Raw genomic sequence first — 18,018 nt, forward strand, 5'->3', positions numbered from 1 at the left:
GCCTTGCCCCCTCCAGGGGGCTCTGCTACGTGCTCAGGCCATGCGTTCTCGTGCCTTCCGGGTCTTTTCCGCCCTCCTGCTCGCCGCTTCGGGCGGTCTTGCCGGGGCTGCGGACTTCACGGGTCCCGACAGCTGCAAGGGGTGTCATCCGGAGGCGTACGACGCGTGGATGAAGTCCAAGCACGCCCGGGCCACCGACACGCTGGCGGACGCGCAGAAGAAGGACGCGCGGTGCCTGTCCTGCCACGCCCCGGACCAGGCGGCGCAGACGCTGGCCGCCGTCACCTGCGAGACGTGTCACGGGGGAGGGCAGTACTACTCCCCGTCCTACGTGATGAAGGACCCGGAGCTGGCGCGGCTGGTGGGGCTGGTGGACCCCTCCGAGAAGCAGTGCCGCACCTGCCATGACGCCTCGTCTCCCTCCCTGCGCCCGTTTGATTTCAAGGAAGCGCTGAAGGCCATCGACCACTGGTCCGCCGAACGTGCCCGCAAGCAGCAGACCCGCGCGGACGCGGCCCCCTCCACGCCGGCACCCGTTACGGCGAAGAAGTGACTTCTTCTTGATCAAGATCCTCGACTCCCGCTTCGTCACCACCGCCGTGGAATTGAAGGGCCTGCCCACGGACCACGCCGCGGAGGTCGCCTTCGTCGGCCGCTCCAACGTGGGCAAGTCGTCCATGATCAACGCCCTGACGAACCGGCGAAAGCTGGTGCGCGTGTCCAACACGCCCGGGCGCACCCGCACGCTCAACTTCTTCGACGTGGACCTGGACCGCGACGGCCAGCGCCACACGGTGCGGCTGGCGGACCTGCCCGGCTACGGCTTCGCCAAGGCGAGCAAGGCGGACAAGGCCCAGTGGCAGGAGATGATCACCTCCTACCTGAAGAACCGTCACCGGCTGGAGGTGGTGGTGAGCATCATCGACGCGGAGGTGGGGCCGTCTCCGGAGGACCTGCGCACGCTCGACTACCTTCAGGAGCACAACCGCCGCATCCTCGTGGTGGCCACGAAGATCGACCGGCTGACGAAGGCGCAGCGCAAGCCCCGGCTCAACGCCCTCTGCACGCAGTTGGAGTTGCCCCGCGAGGCGCTGATTCCGTTCTCCTCCACCGAAAAGCTGGGCGTGGAAGAGGTGTGGGGCACGCTGCTGGACACCTTCGGCAAGGCCACCCGCGTCTGAGTCTCCCGGGTCCGGGCACGCTGTGGTAGCACCCCCGGCGTGTCCCAGAACGGCAAGACGAACGGTGGTGCTGCGCCCCTCGCTCCCCGCGAGGTGCGTCAGCGGTTGATGCAGCTGTCCCCCCGCAGGCGCGTGGAGGCCCTCTTCGACGCGGAGGACACGGCCGCGCTGGTGCGCTCGCTGCCCGCGGAAGACCTGTACGTCACCATCCAGGAAGTCGGCCTCGCGGACACCACGGAGCTGGTGCAACTGGCGTCGCCCGCGCAGTTCCGCACCTTCGTGGACCTGGGCGGGTGGGTGAAGGACAAGGTGGAGCCCCACGCGGTGCTGACGTGGCTGCGCGCCGCGCGCGGGGACGAACCGGAAGACTTCCTGCGCAAGCTGCACGCGGTGGACCTGGAGGTCGTGGAGACGCTCCTCAAGGAGTTCACCACCGTGTACGACCTGGAGGAGGATCCGGACGCGAACCCCCAGGGCATGACGGTGGAGACGCCCGAGGGCCGCTACCTCGTGGAGATCAAGCTGGAGGGCGTGGAGATGTCCGCCATGCGCGCCATCGTCAACGACCTCATCGCGGAGAACCCCTTCGAATCGGTGCGCCTCTTCGAAGCGGTGCGCTGGGAGATTCCCTCCGAGCTGGAGGAGACGGCCTTCCAGTTCCGTCGCGCGCGCCTGGCCGACCTGGGCTTCCCCTCGCTGGAGGACGCCCTGGCGCTCTTCAGCCGCGTGGATGTGCCGCCGCGCCTCACGGGCCCCACCGCCCCCGCGCTCACCGCCCCGGGCGGGCACGTGGACTACGTGGAGGCGGCCTTCCGCGACCTGTCCGACGTGGAGCGGATGAACGCGGAGGACGAGCTGCGCGAAGTGGCCAACGCGGTGCTCGTCGCGGAGCTGGGCGACCCGGGCGACCTGGACGCCGTGCGCCGCGTGGGTGAATGGGTGCGCGACTACCTGTCGCTGGGCCTGGAGCACCTGACGGGCGGGGACCCGGCCCGGTCGCCGGACGCGCTGCGCGACACGCCCCTGCGCCGCGTCTTCCAGGTGGGCTTCACGCTGACGCTCCAGCTCAAGTACCGCGCGGACCGGCTCTTCAAGCTGGCGTTCATGAAGCTGGACGACGTGCCGCTGGTGCTGCCGGAAGAAGCCGCGGCGCTGGAGGCCCTGCGCCGCAAGCGTCCCCGCCGCGCGCTGCGCGTGCCGGGCGCGGAAGCCGTGCCGTTCCGGTCGCTGCGGGAGGTGGCCGGTTCGGAGGTGCTGCTGGCGCGCGCGGAAGGACAGGTGGCCGCGCTGGGCGCGCTCCTGGGCGGCGCGGAAGGCCCCGCGCACACCGTGCTGGCGCGCTTCGGCGTGTCGCTGGACGTGCTGGGCGTGGAGCGGCTCTGGGCGGCGGTGGTCGCCATGGCCGTCCTGGAAGAGGGCGTGGACGTGAGGCCGGTGCCGCTGGGGCGCACGGTGGAGCTGGGGCAGCGTCTGTTCGAGGGCTCCCCGGAGGCTCCACGCCTGCGCGCGAGCGCGGCGGAGCGCGCGCTGGCCGCGCTGGGCCCGGTCGTGCCGGAGGGCGCCCGGGACGAACTGCGTCGGGTGGTGAACGTCACGCTGACGCGCCTGCTGTCGGAGCTGGGCACGCCGTGGCTTCGCGAGGGGCGCCTGGACCTCATCGCCTCCGCGGTCCTTCCCATGGAGAGCGCGCCGGTCCCGTAGCTTTTTCAGCCTTGCCCGGCCTGTCTGTCCGGGGCGATCTCGCAACCGCCCGTAGATACGGGCTTCTGTCGCCCCCAAGCCCTGGCACGCCCGCTGCTTTGCCCCCGCCCGCTGGCCTTGTGTCGTCGGTCCGCTCGCAGCTTCGCGAGCCGCCCGCGGCGTGAGAGGCCGGCCATCGGCTTTCCAAGAGGGCCAGGGGCACGCGTGTGACGGGACGAGCGACCGACAGCGAAGGGGTGGAGTTCATGGGACCGGGCGCACAGGAGCAGCGTCGCGACGTGCTGGCTTTCTTCCTGCTCGTGGGGTTCGCGGCGGTGATGTACGCGGTGCCGGGTGAGTGGATCCCCGCGCTGGCGCCGCTGCGACTGGCGCTGCTGACGTCGGGCCTCGCGGCCGGGCTGATGGTGATGCGGCGGCTGGGCAAGGCGGAGCCCGTCTATTTCGACGGCGCGCGGGGCATCGCGCTCCTCGCGTTCTCGTCGCTGGCGTTCTGCTCGGTGGCGTGGTCCGTCAATCCGGAAGTGACGCGCTACCAGGGCGTGGAGCTCTTGAAGCTCACGGCCATCTACCTGACGCTCGTGAACGTCATCACCACGCCCAAGCGGCTGGCGGCGATGTGCGCGGCCATGGTGGTGGGCGCCATCGTGACGTCCATTGGCGTCATCAACTGGTACATCGTCGGTGAGAACATGGTGGAGGGCTTCCGTTCGCGCTGGGTCGGCGTGTACGCGGACCCCAACCACATGGCGATGAACATGGTCGTCGTGGTGCCGCTCGCGGTGGCCTTCCTGGCGCGCAAGAGCACCCCGTGGTTCTTCCGTGTGCTGTGCGGCCTGTCCGCGGTGCTGTCGGTGGTGGCCATCGTGCTGTCGCACTCGCGCGGTGGCTTCATCGGCCTGTCGGTGGCGATGGCGCTGTGGGCCATCCGCGAGAAGCGCCGCATGCAGGCCATCGTGCTGGGCAGCGTGTTCGTGCTGGGCCTGGTGGTGTTCGCGCCCAAGAGCTTCTGGCAGCGCAACGAGACGGTGGCGAGCTTCCACGAGGACGCGTCCGCCATGGGCCGCGTGTACGCGTGGCAGGTGGCCAGCCGCATCAGCCTGGACAAGCCGCTGCTGGGCGTGGGCGCGGGCGGCTTCCGCTACGCGTGGTTCGAGTACGCGCCGCCAGAGGCGCACCGGGCCTACGTGGCGCACAACATCTTCCTCGACGTCATCGGGGAGCTGGGCTGGATTGGCCTGCTCTTCTTCCTGGTGTTCGCGGGAGGCTCGGTGGGCGGCGCGGTGGCGGCGTCCTCGGATTCGGAGATGGGGTGGATCGCGCGAGCGCTGTTCGCGTCGGTGGCGGGCTACCTCGTCTGTGACTTGTTCTCGGGCTACATCCTGTCCGCGCATTGCTACGTGCTCTTCGGCCTGGCCGCGAGCGCGCACCGCATCGCGCAGGCACGGGACAGAGCCCTGGCGGTGGGGAGGCAGCCGGCCCTGAACCAGACGCCGGCGGCCACGTGGGAGGGGTCTGGGCATGCGGCGTGAGGAAGCACGGATGGGGCGGGAGCCCCTCCGACTGGTGCAGTTCACCCGGTCGTTCCACATTGGCGGCACCGAGGTGCAGGTGCTGGAGTTGCTGCGCGGCTTGCCGTCCAGCTACCGGTTGCAGGTGTCGGTGTTGGAGGACGCCGGGCCGCTCATCGGTTCGGTGTGGAAGCTGGGCCACGCGCCCGAGGTGTTCTCCCTCAAGGGGACGCTCGCGCAGCCCAACACGCTCGTTCAAATCTACCGGCTGTCGCGCTGGCTGAAGCAGCACCGCGTGCACCTGGTGCACGTGCACGACTTCTACTCCAGCATCCTCGCGGTGCCGGCGGCGAAGCTGGCGGGCGCGAAGGTCATCGTCGGCCGCCTGGACTTGTCCCACTGGCAGGGCAAGGCCCGCCGCCTGCTGCACGCGCAGGTGACGCGCATGGCGGACCACGTCATCGCCAACGCGGAGGCCATCCGCACGCTCCTCGTGGAGGAGGAGGGGCTGCCCCGAAGCCGCGTCTCCGTCATCCACAACGGCCTGGACCTGGTCCGCTTCGACGCGCGCACCGCGGAAGGGCTCAAGGACCCGCTGCCCGAAACGCACGGCATCCCCACGGTGGTGCACGTGGCCAACATGAGCCACCCGGTGAAGCGGCAGGAGGATCTGCTCCTCGCGCTTGCCATGTTGCGTCATGAGGGCACCCGGCTGAACGCCTGGTTCGTGGGAGACGGCCCGCGCCGGCCCGCGCTGGAGAAGATGGCGCAGGAGCTGGGGGTGGCGGACGGGGTGCACTTCCTCAAGCACCGCACGGACGTGCCGGCACTCTACGGCCGGGCCACCTTTGGCGTCCTGTGCTCCACGGCGGAGGGCATGTCCAACGCCGTGATGGAGGGCATGGCCGCGGGCCTGCCCATGGTCGTCACGCGGGTGGGCGGCAATCCCGACCTCATCGTGGACGGCGAGCGGGGGCTCCTGGTGGACCCGGAGCGGCCCGCCCAGCTCGCCCAGGCCTTCCGCAGGCTCCTGGCCAACCCCGAGGAGGCCCGGAAGATGGGCAAGGCCGCCCGGGGCTTCGTCGCCCGGGAGCTGTCCCTGGAGAAGATGGTGCGTCAGCACGACGCCCTGTACCGCCAGGTCGCACAGCTGCCTTGAGCCTGAAACCCGCCCTCCAGGGCCGGGAAATGTCAGACCGATCCGGATAATCCGAGCCCGTCCTCAAGCAATTGGGGGCGGGCGCGTTCGTATGGAGGGGGAGGCGTTCCGGGGGCGGTCGCACCTTGTGCGTTTTGATTATAGATGGGAATAGCTCGTTTTTCGTGGAGATTGGTGGGAAGTCTGTGGTAATGGCGCCACAGGCGTTGCCGGCAGCGAGCGGCATGCCCACCCTGGTGGGCGTCGGATCAGGCGGATCAGGAATCGCCGCCGACGGGACGTGGTTTCAGAAGGAAGCGGACGTCGAGCGCGGGGCCCGGAAGGACGGGACGCGGGGCGGACGCGGAACATGAAGGTGGCGCGGGGTGGGCGTAAGGCCCTCACTCGTATCCGCCGCGACTTTACGAGGCCCTGCCAGTCGGCACGCGGCCCGGGGCGCTCGCCGGTAAAACTCCAAGGTGCCGGCGAGCGCTCTCTTTTTTGTCCCCGTGCAGGCACGCCCGGCGCCCTGACAGGTCGCACACGGCGGTCCGATGCTTCAGGTGGGATGGGGCACCGGCCCGGCTCCGCGGCCCGCGGCGACCTCTTGCGAGGTGCCAGCGGGCGCTCCGCCTGACAGCCGCGACGGCTACTTCAAGTTTCCAATCACCTGGAGGGTGGTGTCGCTCTTCAGCAGGTTGGAGACGTAGGCGACGGTCTCACTCTGCTTCTGGAGCATGATCTGGGCCTCGGCGCGGGTGCGATCATCGCCGGTGAGGCCCTGGAGCATCCGCTGCTCCACCGTGTTCAGGCGCTGGTGGGTGTTCATCGCGTCCATTGGCGCCGATTTCGGAATGTTCAAGCCCATGCGAGCCTCCTGTCCTGGGCCGCCCGGCAGGGACACCTCCGGGCGGAGAAGCGGGTGTAGGAGATTATCGCGAAATCCGGCGCGAGTTGCCCCCCTCCCGAAAAATTCGAGGTGGGTCAGGCGTCCCCGACGAGGTCGAAGAGCTGCCCGACGCCCTTCGCCCGGGCCACGTCGTAGAGCGCGCGGGCCAGGGCCACGTCCTGGACCGCCAGGCCGGTGGAGTCGAAGACGGTGACCTCGTTGCCCGTCCGTCCCGGCTTGCGGCCCGCGACGACCTCGCCCAGGGTGCCGGCGAGCTGCTCCTCCTTGAGGAGGCCGTCGTGCAGGGGCACGTTGACCTCGCCGGAGTGAAGCGCCTGCTCCGCGTCGTCAATGAAGACGCGCCCTTCGACGAGCAGGCGCGGATCCAGCTCCTGCTTGCCGGGGGCATCCGCGCCCATGGCGTTGATGTGGGCTCCGGGCTGGACCCATTCGCGGCGGACCACCGGGGCGCGGGCGGGGGTGGCGGAGCAGACGATGTCCGCGCCGGAGGCCTCCTCAAGGCTCACGACCCGGCCGCCCTTCTCCTTCTGGAGGGCCTGGGCGGCGGCGTCGGACACATCCGCCATGAGCAGCTCCAGGTTCCCGAAGAGGGCGCGGTGGGCGTCGATGAGCACTCGCGCCTGCACGCCACAGCCCACGAGGCCCAGCGTGCGGGGCTGCTTCTTCGCCAGGTACTTGGACGCGATGCCGCCCGCGGCGCCGGTGCGCCACGCGGTGAGCAGGGTGCCGTCCAGGATGGCCAGCGGTGAGGCGGTGTCCGGATCGCTGAGGATGTAGACGGCGCGCACGGTGGGCAGGCCGTGCTTCTGGGGATTGCGGGGATGGGCGTTGACCCACTTCACGCCTGCGGCCCCGTCCAGGAACGCCGGCATGGCGCGGAAGTCGCCGTCGTACTTCGGCAGGGACAGGTACACCTTGGGGGGCATGAGTGCGTCGCCACGGCCATGGGCCAGGAAGGCGCGCTCCACGGCTTCCAGTCCGAGTTCGACGGTGTAGAGGCCGCGCAGCTCTTTCGCACTGAGGAGGAGGGTGGGCATGGCGCCGCTATACCCAACCGGGAGAGTCCGCGCACGCGCCACGTCGATCGTCCCCGAAGGGCCGACACTTCGCGACGCGGGAATAGGGAGATGCCGCCTGGGCGCGGGATGGCTGGGATTGGCTTGCTTCGCAATCACTGCTCACCGGGGAACGGGCCCGTCACAAAAGAAAAGCATGACGTGTGCGCGACGGGTGATGCCAGACCCCACGCCGCGTTGAGCCTGGGATGTCCGCCTGGATGCTGACCATCCTGGCGGGGAATGCGGGGAAAGGCCGGATGGCACTAGGATGCCCGGCCGATGACCACCTCACGGCACCTCCCGGACACCGGGCCATCCTCACCCCCGAACACCGGTCACCCCACGGGTGACGGTGGCGGTCCGATGGAGCGGCCGCTCCATGCGACGCGGGTGGGGCGCTACGTGCTGCTCGCGCGGCTGGGGCGCGGCGGCATGGGAGAGGTGTTCGAGGCGTTCGATCCGGAGCTTCGGCGTACCGTCGCCATCAAGCTGCTGCACGAGCGCCGGCTCCCCGAGGAGGAAGAGGAGGCTCGCGCGCTGCGGCTGGTGCGCGAGGCGCAGGCCATGGCGCGCCTGTCGCATCCGAACGTGCTCACCGTGCACGACGTGGGGACGCACGACGGCCGGGTGTTCATCGCCATGGCCCGCGTGGAGGGCGGCACGCTGCGGCAGTGGCTGCGTGAAGGGCCGCACCCGCGACACCAGATTCTGTCCGTGTGCCGGGCCATGGGCCGGGGGCTCGCGGCGGCGCACGCGGCGGGGCTGGTCCACCGCGACTTCAAGCCAGACAACGTGCTGCTGGGGCGGGAGGGCGGCGTCTGGGTGACGGACTTCGGCATCGCGTCGGATGCGAACGCGGAGGCTGGCCCTGGCGTGCCGGTGACGGCGCTCCTCGAAGGGCCCACCGACGCGCGGCTCACGGCGACGGGCGCGCTGGTGGGAACGCCCGCGTACATGGCCCCGGAGCAGTACGCGGGGCGGGGGCCGGATGCCCGCGCGGATCAGTTCAGCTATTGCGTGTCCGTCTACGAGGCCCTCACCGGCCAGCGCCCCTTCGAGGAGGGGACGCTGCGGCGCATGGCGGTGACGTTGCTGGACTCGCAGCGCGCGCCCCAGGGAGCGGTGACGCCCCGGGTGGAACTGGAGCCGCCCGCGCATCCGTCCCTTCCGGGGTGGGTGCACCGTGTGCTCACGCAGGGACTCGCGGTGGCGCCCGAGCAGCGCTTCGCGACGATGGAGGCCCTGCTGGAGGCGCTGGAGCACGACCCGGAGGCGGGGCGGCGGAAGCTCGCGGGTCGGTCGCTGGCGGTGGTGGCCGGGTTGATGCTGGGCGTGGGGGTGGCGTGGGTGCGTCCCTCGCCGTGCAGTGGGGCTCCCGCGTTGTTCGCCCAGGTATGGGGATCCGCGCAGAAGGCGGCGGTGGCGGAGGCCTTCGAGCAGAGCGGCGCGCCGGACGCGGAGGGGGCCTTCGACCGGGTGTCGCGCGCCATGGATGCGTACGCGGCGCAGTGGAGCCGGATGCACCGGCAGGCGTGCGAGGCCACGCGCGTGACGGGCGAGCAGCCGGAAGCGCACCTGGCGCTGCGCATGGCGTGCCTGGACCGGCGGCTGCGGTCGGTGGACGCGCTGGGCACGGAGCTGGCGCACGCGGACGCGGCGCTCGTGCAGCGCAGCGCGGAGGCGGTGGACGCGCTCCGGGGCGTTTCTGGCTGCGCGAACGTGGAGGCGCTCTCCGCGGCCGTGCCCCCGCCGGAGGACGCGGCGGCCCGCGCTCGCGTGGAGTCCGTGCGCAAGGAGGTGACGCACGCGCAGGCGCTGCTCGACGCGGGCCGGTACGCGCAGGCCCTGCCCGTGGCCCAGGCCGCGGTCACCGCCGCGCGCGCCACGCGCTATCGCCCGCTGGAAGCAGAAGCGCTGCATGTGTTGGGCTGGGCCCACCACCGCCTGAGTCAGTCGCGTGAGGCGATGGCCACGTGGCACGACGCCATGGCCGCCGCGACGGCAGGACGCCATGACGAAGTGGCGCTCCAGGTGGCCACGGAGCTGGTGCTCGGGTTGAGCGAGGCCCCCGAGTGGTTCCCGGAGGCGCACCTGTGGAGCGCGCAGGCGCACGCACTGATTGAGCGGCTGGGGTCCGCGCCGGACCTGGAGGGGCGGTTGGCCAACCACGAGGGCATCCTCGCGCTGAGTGAGGATTCGCTCGACGCGGCGGCGGGGCACTACGCGCGGGCCCTGGCGCTGCGGGAGCGGAGCCTGGGCCCTCGGCACGTGGACACCGCGAAGGTCTACAACAACCTGGGCATGGTGCTGCTGCGACAGGGAAAGCAGGCGGAGGCCACGGCGCTGTACCAGAAGGCGCTCGCCATCTACGAGGACCGGCTGGGCCCCACGCATCCGCTGCTCGCGGGGACGCTCACCAACCTTGGCTTCGCGGAACAGGAGGCGGGACACCTGCCGCAGGCGCTTCAGTGGTTGCAGCGCGCGTACACGCTGCGCCAGCAGACGCTGGGTCCGCTCAATTCACAGACACTGTTGCTGCTCCACGACCTGGCGCTCGTGCAGGAGTCGCTGGGCGCGCCGGACCGGGCGCTCTCGCTGCACCGGGAGGCGCTGGAGGGCATGCGTCAGGGCTTCGGCGCGGAGAGTCGCGAGGCCATCGATTCGCTCAAGGCCCTGGCGGGTGCGGAGGAGCGACTGGAGCGGGACGCGGACGCGCTCGCGCACTTCCAGGAGGGACTGGCACTCCAGCGCAAGGTATTGCCTCCAGAGGAGTTCGCGGTGGACACGCTGGGCGAGGACGTGGGGCGGCTGCTCGTGGCGCAAGGAAGGCCGAAGGAGGCGGTGCCGCTCTTGCGTGAGGCGTTGGAGTCGAAGTCGCGGTCGCTGGGCGCGGAGCATGCGCGGACCATCCACAGCCGCACGGCGCTGGGGCTTGCGTACTTCCAGTTGGGGCAGGGCGATGCCGCTCGCGAGCTGCTGGAGACGTCGGAGCGGGTGCTGGCCCCGTTGGGATGGAATCCGACGGACGCGGCGATGACGCACTTCGCGCTCGCGCAGGCACTCTGGAGTCAGCCATCTGAACAGGCACGGGCTCGGACGCTGGCGCAGAAGGCTGTTGACGGCTTCACGCAGGGCGGAGCCATGACCCGGCGCGAACTGGCGCAGGTGAAGCAGTGGCTCGCGAGCCGGTAGGGAAGGGCACACCGGCTTCACGGACGGGCAGGGCGGTTCAACGAGACACCGGGGTCGCGACGCTTTGGCTCTGGACTCGAAGCAGCGGGCCCCAGCGCCTGACGCTCAAGGTGACGAGGTCAGCCGGAAGACCTTGAACCGCAGGGAGGCGAAGAGCAGGTGTGGCGCCGTCAGTCCGGCCTTTTCTAGCAGGGCGAAGAAGCCTTCGTCTGAGCCGAGCGATTCAAGCGTCGCCAATGCCTTGCGCCGCATCGCGAGCTTCTCGGGGGTGGAGCCGGCCACACGCAGGAACTCCTCCTCCGCGGCCATGAGGACGGGGTCCGTCTCAAAGCTGTCTCCGATGATGAAGGGCGCCCCGGGCTTGAGCCGTCGGACCACTTCACGCAGGAGTGCTAGGCGCGTCGCCTCACCTTGGACGTGGTGGAGGACGGCCACCATCTGCGCTCCGTCGAAGGAGGCTCCTGTGGGCAAGCCATCAAGGGTACCTTCATGCAACTGCATCCGTGCGAGCAGTCCCGCGCCGTTCAATCGCTCGCGAGCCACCGCGAGCATGTGTGGTGACGTGTCCACGCCGGTGATGCGCCACGCGGATCCGCCATACAGCGTATAGGGCAGCAATTCCTGCCCAGTTCCCACTCCCACGGAGAGCACCGAGGCAGTGTCATTCCCCTTCAGCGTGGAGGCCATCGTCGCCGCGACGACCTCGTGCATGGCGTGGTAGCCGGCAATCCCGGTGTTCGTGCCAGCGTCGTAGTGGGAGGCGTGCTCCGGTCCGAAAGGCCGCGGGTGATGATGCTCGTGAGAGGACATGGGGTCTCCGTCCGGCCGGAGGCGAGAGGCCGGCACGTTGACCTGGAAGATACGCTGGGTTTTTTGGGCTGCCAGAGCGGGTCTTCACGTCGAATCGGCGTCGATTTCGGTATCACGGCAGCATCCGAGCGTGCCCACCGTGACACGGTCCTTCATCCTGTTTCGCCTTCGCGCCGCTACCGCAGGTGTCTGGCCAGTGCCCTCTGCCGAACTGCCGGATGATGTGCGTGACGTTCACTAGTCCAACCTTCCGGAGTGGAAACGGCAGTGCATTCGGCTGTACGGAGATTGCCAGACCCAAGACTGGGCGGCGCAGAAGCGCTGCTTTGCATGCTTCGACACCTGCCAAGGTCAGAGGTCGTGGCCCTTCAACCAGCGCTGACCGAAGTCGGAGAAATAACGATGGAGGCGCGACTTGACTGGAATCCGATACACGCGCTCGCGCGGCAAGTCCTCCGCGAAGGAAATCCGCTGGTTGTCACGGATGATGTGCGTGACCTACTGCTACGCACGGCGCGCGAGGTTGCCCTCAGCGACGCAGATGTGAGCAACGATGCCAGTGCATTGACGGTGCTGCGCGAGTGCTCGCGGCGCATTACGGACGGTTCCAACCGGTTGGGGGATGCGCTCCACCGGAGGTACCACAACGAGGGCAAGGGCGATTACGACAGCGCACGGCAGGAAATGCGCGACGTGCTGTCCGTCGAAGTGGTGCTCCTATACCGCGAAATCGCGCAGGGCCCGCTCGCTGGACGCCATGGCCGACAAGCCGTGACGGTCGGGCATGCGAATCAAACTCGGCAGGGACGACTCTCAGCGCCCCTCACCGGTTTTGAAGCACCGCCACCCTGAGCCGTGAGGTGCCCGGGAGGATTGAGGGTTGGCCGGTTTCCCTCTGGAGCGGGGTAGGTGGAGCGTCCATGGAGGTCCACCCGCGTCCGTTCATCTTGGGTACAGCTTGGGTACGAACCCGGCCGGTCGTCCAGGCCCCTTCTTCAGGGGATGAGCAGGGCCTCAGGGAGGCTCTGGATGAAGTTCTTGAACTGGTCTTTGCGCACACGCACCGACCAACCGGCGCCGGGCCCAGAGCCGGGTGGATGCACCCATACGATGAGACTCGACGGGCTGTCGGGATCCTGCTCGATCGTCAGGTCGCGCGGGTCGAGCCCATTGGGCGATGTTCCTCGGAGGTCTGGCATGGAGGCAGGATAGCGCTACTTGCGCGACTTGCCATGGGTCTGGGTCCACTCGTGGTACAGGCGGTCCAACTCGCGGTGAAACCCCTCTGGGTCAGTGAACTCGTCGTATGCGCGCCGACCTTCCTCCGTGACCGTCCAGCGTCCGTGAGGCTGTTTCCGGAACCAGCCTGCTTTGGTCGCTCCGGTCGTTCCCCACGATGCCCTGCGGACCTCTGGCTCGCTCAGATTCATTTGCTCCATGAGCTGGCTCATGGCCACGGAGCCTTTGAGCCCGGGCTGCCCCATGACGATCCCGAACAGGGCTCTAACGATCTCGCCTGTACGTCGATGGTGGTTTTCTTTGGGCATGTTGGTGTGACCGACCGTAGAGCGGCTTCAGGCAGATCGCTGGATCTTTCTCCATCCCTGATTTTCGGTAGCTACCTCTCCGCGAACATTTGGGCTGTCCAGTCGAGCGGCCTTCTCAATCACTTCTAGTCGGCCGAGCGCGCGACCGATCTCGGCATGCGTGGCCAGGATTGGGTCCGGAAGGTGGACTCGCGAATACAACTCGCGCACATACTCCTGAGGGCAGGATCGCATGATGTGTCGAATGACATCATGGGAATCGAAAGTGTCATTCATGGCATCCACAGATGCGCGGAGCATGTCTGGAGCAATGTGGTGCATGTCAGATCTCGTTCATCGCGTTGAGGATCTTGTTGGCTACTCGTTTCGGATTCTTAAGAACCTCTTCGTTCGAGAAACGCATCATGCGGGTTCCCAACTTCTTGATGCGCCATTCACGAATAGCGTCGTTCTTCTGATTGAACTGGTGAGCTGGCCCATCGACCTCCACGACCAGATTCAAGGATTCGCAAAAGAAATCCACGATGTAGTTGTGATCGTCGATATTGAGGCAGTGCTGGCGCCAAAACGTGACGCCAAGATTCTTGTTCATAAGCTGCTTCCAGAGAATAGCTTCAGCCTCGGTAGGATTCTCCCTGTTCTCCTGGGCGAGATCCTTCATGTGTTCAGGCACATCGCCGGATACGACATTCTTTCTTTTGGGCATAAGACTCACAGGAAGGTGTTGGGGGATTATACACCGAAGAGTTGTTAATCGCGCCGTCTGCAACCCCACGGTCCTGGCCGGGTTCCCAGCCCCGCCACCCCGAGTCTCGAAGTGCCCGGGGATGGAGGGTCGGCCGGTTTCCCTCTGGGGCAGGCGGCGCGTCCATAGAGGCCCAACCGTGTCCGCTCGTCCTGGATACGACTTTGGGATGGAGCGGTTGCCGATGCATAGTCACCCCACGATCCGCTGCTTAAGACGGGAGCGGGCGCCGGGTTACCATCAGGCAGAGTTCACCAGGACAAAGGGTGGCGAAAGCATGAGTTCCGCTGGTTGGTCGTCGTTGAAGTGGAAGGCGCGCACGTTGCGTCCCTGGATGAGCACCCCCTCGGAGGAATCCAACTTTTTCTGAACTTGGTTCGCCATTGCCCCATTCAGGAACCCAGTTGCCTGGTTCACCAAATTCCCGGTCAACAGCACCCGGTAAAAGGCGCCCTTTTCGTGGACAATCTCGGGTGAACAGCTCATCGGGCCGAAGTACTCCGGCGTTCGCCCCACCCGGTAGACGTAGATGCTACCTTTCGAAGTGACAACGTCCACCACCGCCTGAGTGATCGAGCACAGCGTCTGGAGGCCAATGCCGTTCGGGTGCGCTTCGTTTCCCCAGTAATTCCCCTTGGCGACGTTGAACTTGAGGATCACAGCGTTCATCTGACCACCTCGTGAAATGAGAGCCCCCGGCAACACGCCGTGCGCCTTTATGGGAACGTCACCCCGGAGACGATCACGCTTCGGGTTCCATCCTCGTTCCAGAGCTTGAGCCTGAAGCTGCCCCGGGTCTCCTGCTCCGTCGCCTCTGCCTCGATCACAACCCGACCATCAATCACGCTGGGGTCAATGGGCTCACTCTGCCAGGCGGGCAGCGCGCGCAGCGTGCGGCGGCCAGGGCCCACCAGCTCGGCTCCGGCCGCAGTCCACGGTAACGCCCCGGCGGGCGCCTCCAGCGACACCACCACAGCCACGAGCCCGCTGGCGCGGTAGCTGATGGCGCTCTTCAAATTGAGGGCACTCGCTGGATGCTTATTGATGTCCTTCATGACGTCCTTGGCCACGACCCCGTTCCTGTCCATGCGCCTCGCGGCCAGGAGTCCCGTCAAGCCGCGTGGCCCTTCACACTCCGAGCGGAGCCGTACCGTCTCCTCGCGGCACTGCTGAAGCTGGAGGTCCTTCTCCTTCTCCGCCTGCTGGTAGGACGCCAAGGTGCGTTTCTGGCGAAAGACCTCCACCTGGCGCGTGGCACGGGCCGGATGCACCACCAGCACGAAGCTGATGCTCGGGGGGGACTCTCCGTCCGCGAAGCGGGCCGTCAGCTTCAGCCGCTCGCCAGGAACAACGTTCTCGGAGGGCAGGAGCGAGATGCTGCGCTTTCCTGCCTCCACCACGGTGAATCGGTCGGCTCCCTCCAGCGTCAGGTTCTCGCGCTTCAACTCGGCCGAGAAGAAGACAATCAGAGTCGCCAGGCCCGGGCTGATGCAGACTTCGTACACCCTGCCTTCGGGCTCGTCCGGGAGCGCGATCTGTTCCTGGGCCGAGTCGCAGGCTGGGAGTCGTGACGGCTCATCGGCGTGGGCCGTCCAGCCAAGGAGGGCCACCAGGACCAGCAGGGCGATGGGTGCTGACGCGGACACGAGACAAGTCCTCCGGAGTGGGCGCGAACATATAGGCCCGAGGTGCCGCCCCTACCACGCCCCGAGCAAACGACGCGTGCGCCCGGATGCGCTTACTCGAAGCGATCCACTGCCCGGACGTACCCGGTGTCCCAGACCTTCACGTTGCCCTCCGTGGAGCCGGGTTCTCGTTCCAGACCACGCTTGCCGGACCCGTCCCGCAGCTCCATGCACACGCGTACGGTGCCACCTCCCTTGGGCAGCCGGGCCTCGGTGAAGCGGCCATAGACGCGATCTCCGAAATGGAGCTTCCCGGACAGAATGGTATCTGGGTGCATTCCGATTTCGTGGCTGCCTGAGAAGACTCGGATGCTGGTCCACCCCTCCTTCACGGAGCGGCGCCCGGAGTCCTCCCCGCGCGCAGACCAAGTCACCTCTAGCTTTTCATCCCCCACCTTGATGCCGAGCTTTTCCATCGCCTCGACGGCTCCCGGGGGGCAGTCCTCGGGCGGGGGCGTCGGGCGCACCTGGGGGCCAGGGCAGGCCATCGTCAGGCAGGCCGCGATCCCCAGGCCGAGCGCCTTGCCAGGGGACACGCCGGTGTTCTTCTTCATCTTCACGGAAGCCTTCTCCTCGGAGAGCGTCGCGGGAAGGGCGACGGCCGCAAGGGTGCGCGCGCCATTGAGCGCGGCTGCGGCTTCCTGAGCTTCCGGTGGCATCCAAGGGGCCGCCACTTCCTGACCAGGAGCCCATAGCGCAAGCGTGAACGTGGAGGCGGCTGACGGTGAGAACGAGGCTGCGCTGGAACGAGGCTCCAAGGCGTGACGTGCGGCCGGAGCTGGAGATGAGGACCGCAGGTTGCGCGCGATCACGAGCACGCCCACTCCCACGCCCAAAATCACCAGCAGCCCCATCCAGATCGCCGCGCGCAGGTCATGGAAGTGGCGAGCTTGTGCCAGGGGCGGAGCAGGCGTGGGACTGGGGCGAGCGGGAACTGGAGGCGGCAGCTCGGCCTGGATGGCCGCTGCGTTTGACTCCGGATCGTGCGCGGCATCTTCCGCTTGCTGACGCGGACCCCGGCGAGGCCGGGCTTTGCGCTTCTTCAACCACTGCACGAGTTCGTCTTCGCCCGCGTGCGGCAGCTCGGCGAGCGTGGTGGCGGTGTCCGGGCCATAGGTGTCACAGAGCTTCACGTCCCAGGACCCGTCCGTCTGGGCCAGCAGCGCCTCCAACCCCGCGCACAGCGCGTCGGCGCCCGGGTGGCGATCCTCAGGCTCCTTCGCCAGCAAGCGCATGCACATGGCACTCAGGGCCTCGGGGACGCGCGGGTTGAGCACGTGGGGCGGTTTGGGGGCGCGGTTGATCACGGCCTCCACCCCTGCGGCCTCGTCCGGAAGAAAGGGCTGCCTGCCCGTCAGGAGCCAATAGAGAACGACCCCCAGCGCGTACAGGTCATCCGAGGGGCTGGGCTGGTAGGAGCGGCCACGCTCGTCCCCGTGCTCCTGCTGGAAGCGCCAGGCCTCGGGCGCGCGGTATTCCGGGGTGCCCGGTGGCAGCACGCCGCCGGTGATGCTGGGGGCGCTCTCGTACCCGCCCGCGCCGAAGTCCACCACCACCGCCTCGTCGTCCGATGCGCGCACGACGACGTTGCTCTCCTTCAGGTCTCGATGCACCACCTTCGCCCGGTGCGCGGCCCCCAGCCCGCGCGCCACGCCGAGCACCTTGAGTGCGACCTCGCGGGCCGAGGGATTCTCCCCTTTGGCCCACACGTCCAACCTACGTCCCTCCACGTAGTCCATGACGATGAAAAAGGATTGGGGCGCCTCGTCCGGCCACTGTCCGTGGCCCCGGATGCGCACCAGATTGGAGTGCTTGAGCCGCAGGAGGATGGCCACCTCACGCTCGGCCCACTCGGCCAGCCCCCAGAGCGGAATGAGCTTGAGCGCGTAGAGCCGCCCTCCACGCCGGGCGCGGTACACGGCACCGAAACCCCCGGCCCCCAGCTTCGCCTCCACGAGGTACCCGCCGATGTCCGTGCCCGGGGGCACAACGGGATGCAGACGCGGGCTCAAGTGTCCTCTCCTTGGGCGGGGCGGGTGGGTTCGGCGTTCCTGGCCATGCTCTCAACCGGCAGTGGAACTCGTACGAGTTCCCCCCGCGAAGGGGCGCGGGAGAGGGATAAATCCTGGGCGGATACTACGGTTGAACCTGATGGGCTATATGCTCGGAGTGCCGCCGAAGCGGCATTTCCCTCTTTCTCCCAGGTCCCCTCATGTCCGCGAAGCTCTCCCAGCAGATAGGAACCAATGTCCGCGCCGCCCGGCATCGCGCGGGCCTGTCGCAGGCCCAGGTGGCCGAAGCCATCCACGTGCCGACGCTGGTGTTCAGCCGCCTGGAGCGCGGCCGGTTGCTGCCCAGCCTCCCCACGCTGGTGGGCCTGTGCGGTGTCCTCCGTGTCTCCGTGGACTTCATCCTGTGCGCCAAAGCCATGGAGGCCCTTGCTCTCGATGGCTCCGGCACATAGGGGGAGGCGCCGCCACGTGACGGGGTGCGGATCGCGCATCGACATGATCGCCAAGATGCGGCAGGAAGGGGCGTCCCCG

At 68.2% G+C, this 18,018-nt stretch carries 14 protein-coding genes and 1 pseudogene; 8 read left to right on the top strand and 7 right to left on the bottom strand.

Annotation, left to right across the window (positions count from 1 at the left end):
- Window positions 1–169 precede the first annotated feature (169 nt).
- The 5 genes from D7X74_RS04815 to D7X74_RS04835 all read left to right on the top strand — a co-directional run bounded on the left by D7X74_RS04815 (window position 170) and on the right by D7X74_RS04835 (window position 5,549).
- Window positions 170–553: a multiheme c-type cytochrome gene (locus D7X74_RS04815; RefSeq protein WP_233595873.1), complete on the top strand. Its 384-nt coding sequence runs from the start codon at window positions 170–172 to the stop codon at window positions 551–553.
- 7 nt (window positions 554–560) lie between these two features.
- Window positions 561–1,181, top strand: a complete 621-nt coding sequence (gene yihA, locus D7X74_RS04820) for a ribosome biogenesis GTP-binding protein YihA/YsxC (protein ID WP_120531731.1) — start codon at window positions 561–563, stop codon at window positions 1,179–1,181.
- A gap of 39 nt (window positions 1,182–1,220) precedes the next feature.
- A complete protein-coding gene (locus D7X74_RS04825; protein ID WP_120531732.1) occupies window positions 1,221–2,882 on the top strand; it encodes a DUF6178 family protein in 1,662 nt (553 codons plus the stop codon).
- Between the two features lie 245 nt (window positions 2,883–3,127).
- Window positions 3,128–4,411 carry an O-antigen ligase gene (locus tag D7X74_RS04830; RefSeq protein ID WP_120531767.1) on the top strand — a complete coding sequence of 428 codons (1,284 nt, stop codon included), beginning with the start codon at window positions 3,128–3,130 and terminating at the stop codon, window positions 4,409–4,411.
- Window positions 4,401–5,549 (top strand): glycosyltransferase, encoded by a 1,149-nt coding sequence (locus tag D7X74_RS04835; RefSeq protein ID WP_120531733.1) that lies wholly within the window; start codon window positions 4,401–4,403, stop codon window positions 5,547–5,549. The genes D7X74_RS04830 and D7X74_RS04835 overlap by 11 nt, the downstream gene beginning before the upstream one ends.
- A 628-nt stretch (window positions 5,550–6,177) precedes the next feature.
- Here D7X74_RS04835 and D7X74_RS04840 read toward each other — a convergent pair.
- Both D7X74_RS04840 and D7X74_RS04845 read right to left on the bottom strand, forming a co-directional pair.
- Window positions 6,178–6,396: a hypothetical protein gene (locus D7X74_RS04840; RefSeq protein WP_120531734.1), complete on the bottom strand. Its 219-nt coding sequence runs from the start codon at window positions 6,394–6,396 to the stop codon at window positions 6,178–6,180.
- A 116-nt stretch (window positions 6,397–6,512) separates the two neighbouring features.
- On the bottom strand, window positions 6,513–7,475 hold the full coding sequence (locus tag D7X74_RS04845; protein ID WP_120531735.1) for an ornithine cyclodeaminase family protein: 963 nt from the start codon (window positions 7,473–7,475) through the stop codon (window positions 6,513–6,515).
- A 384-nt stretch (window positions 7,476–7,859) separates the two neighbouring features.
- On the opposite strand from D7X74_RS04845, the gene D7X74_RS04850 reads away from it, so the two are divergent.
- Window positions 7,860–10,688, top strand: a complete 2,829-nt coding sequence (locus D7X74_RS04850) for a serine/threonine-protein kinase (protein ID WP_158622182.1) — start codon at window positions 7,860–7,862, stop codon at window positions 10,686–10,688.
- Between the two features lie 105 nt (window positions 10,689–10,793).
- Here the strand turns inward: D7X74_RS04850 and D7X74_RS04855 are convergent, their stop codons facing one another.
- On the bottom strand, window positions 10,794–11,399 hold the full coding sequence (locus tag D7X74_RS04855) for a class I SAM-dependent methyltransferase (RefSeq protein ID WP_233601974.1): 606 nt from the start codon (window positions 11,397–11,399) through the stop codon (window positions 10,794–10,796).
- A 501-nt stretch (window positions 11,400–11,900) separates the two neighbouring features.
- Between D7X74_RS04855 and D7X74_RS04860 the strand changes: the two are divergent.
- Window positions 11,901–12,245 (top strand): annotated as a pseudogene (locus tag D7X74_RS04860) (DUSAM domain-containing protein); the annotation flags it as partial.
- 1,122 nt (window positions 12,246–13,367) lie between these two features.
- On the opposite strand, the gene D7X74_RS04870 reads toward D7X74_RS04860, so the two are convergent.
- From D7X74_RS04870 to D7X74_RS04885, 4 genes are all read right to left on the bottom strand, one after another.
- Window positions 13,368–13,706: an endonuclease domain-containing protein gene (locus D7X74_RS04870; protein WP_158622183.1), complete on the bottom strand. Its 339-nt coding sequence runs from the start codon at window positions 13,704–13,706 to the stop codon at window positions 13,368–13,370.
- Between the two features lie 324 nt (window positions 13,707–14,030).
- Window positions 14,031–14,459, bottom strand: a complete 429-nt coding sequence (locus tag D7X74_RS04875; protein WP_120531741.1) for a hypothetical protein — start codon at window positions 14,457–14,459, stop codon at window positions 14,031–14,033.
- 47 nt (window positions 14,460–14,506) lie between these two features.
- A complete protein-coding gene (locus tag D7X74_RS04880) occupies window positions 14,507–15,436 on the bottom strand; it encodes a DUF2381 family protein (protein WP_158622184.1) in 930 nt (309 codons plus the stop codon).
- Window positions 15,437–15,528: 92 nt separating this feature from the next.
- The gene (locus D7X74_RS04885; protein ID WP_233601975.1) at window positions 15,529–17,430 is read right to left on the bottom strand and encodes a serine/threonine-protein kinase; all 1,902 of its coding nucleotides are present in this window, start codon (window positions 17,428–17,430) and stop codon (window positions 15,529–15,531) included.
- Window positions 17,431–17,687: 257 nt separating this feature from the next.
- Here D7X74_RS04885 and D7X74_RS04890 point away from each other — a divergent pair, with 257 nt between their 5' ends.
- Window positions 17,688–17,939 carry a helix-turn-helix domain-containing protein gene (locus tag D7X74_RS04890; RefSeq protein WP_233601976.1) on the top strand — a complete coding sequence of 84 codons (252 nt, stop codon included), beginning with the start codon at window positions 17,688–17,690 and terminating at the stop codon, window positions 17,937–17,939.
- Window positions 17,940–18,018 lie beyond the last annotated feature (79 nt).

The sequence above is a fragment of the Corallococcus sp. CA047B genome (assembly GCF_003612065.1).
Lineage (GTDB): Bacteria > Myxococcota > Myxococcia > Myxococcales > Myxococcaceae > Corallococcus > Corallococcus praedator.

Coding starts and splice junctions, on each gene's coding strand:
- D7X74_RS04840 (WP_120531734.1), bottom strand. CDS start 6,396: ATGGGCTTGAACATTCCGAAATCGGCGCCAATGGACGCGATGAACACC.
- D7X74_RS04830 (WP_120531767.1), top strand. CDS start 3,128: ATGGGACCGGGCGCACAGGAGCAGCGTCGCGACGTGCTGGCTTTCTTC.
- D7X74_RS04850 (WP_158622182.1), top strand. CDS start 7,860: ATGGAGCGGCCGCTCCATGCGACGCGGGTGGGGCGCTACGTGCTGCTC.
- D7X74_RS04875 (WP_120531741.1), bottom strand. CDS start 14,459: ATGAACGCTGTGATCCTCAAGTTCAACGTCGCCAAGGGGAATTACTGG.
- D7X74_RS04890 (WP_233601976.1), top strand. CDS start 17,688: ATGTCCGCGAAGCTCTCCCAGCAGATAGGAACCAATGTCCGCGCCGCC.
- D7X74_RS04870 (WP_158622183.1), bottom strand. CDS start 13,706: ATGAAGGATCTCGCCCAGGAGAACAGGGAGAATCCTACCGAGGCTGAA.
- D7X74_RS04855 (WP_233601974.1), bottom strand. CDS start 11,399: ATGCACGAGGTCGTCGCGGCGACGATGGCCTCCACGCTGAAGGGGAAT.
- D7X74_RS04845 (WP_120531735.1), bottom strand. CDS start 7,475: ATGCCCACCCTCCTCCTCAGTGCGAAAGAGCTGCGCGGCCTCTACACC.
- D7X74_RS04835 (WP_120531733.1), top strand. CDS start 4,401: ATGCGGCGTGAGGAAGCACGGATGGGGCGGGAGCCCCTCCGACTGGTG.
- D7X74_RS04815 (WP_233595873.1), top strand. CDS start 170: ATGAAGTCCAAGCACGCCCGGGCCACCGACACGCTGGCGGACGCGCAG.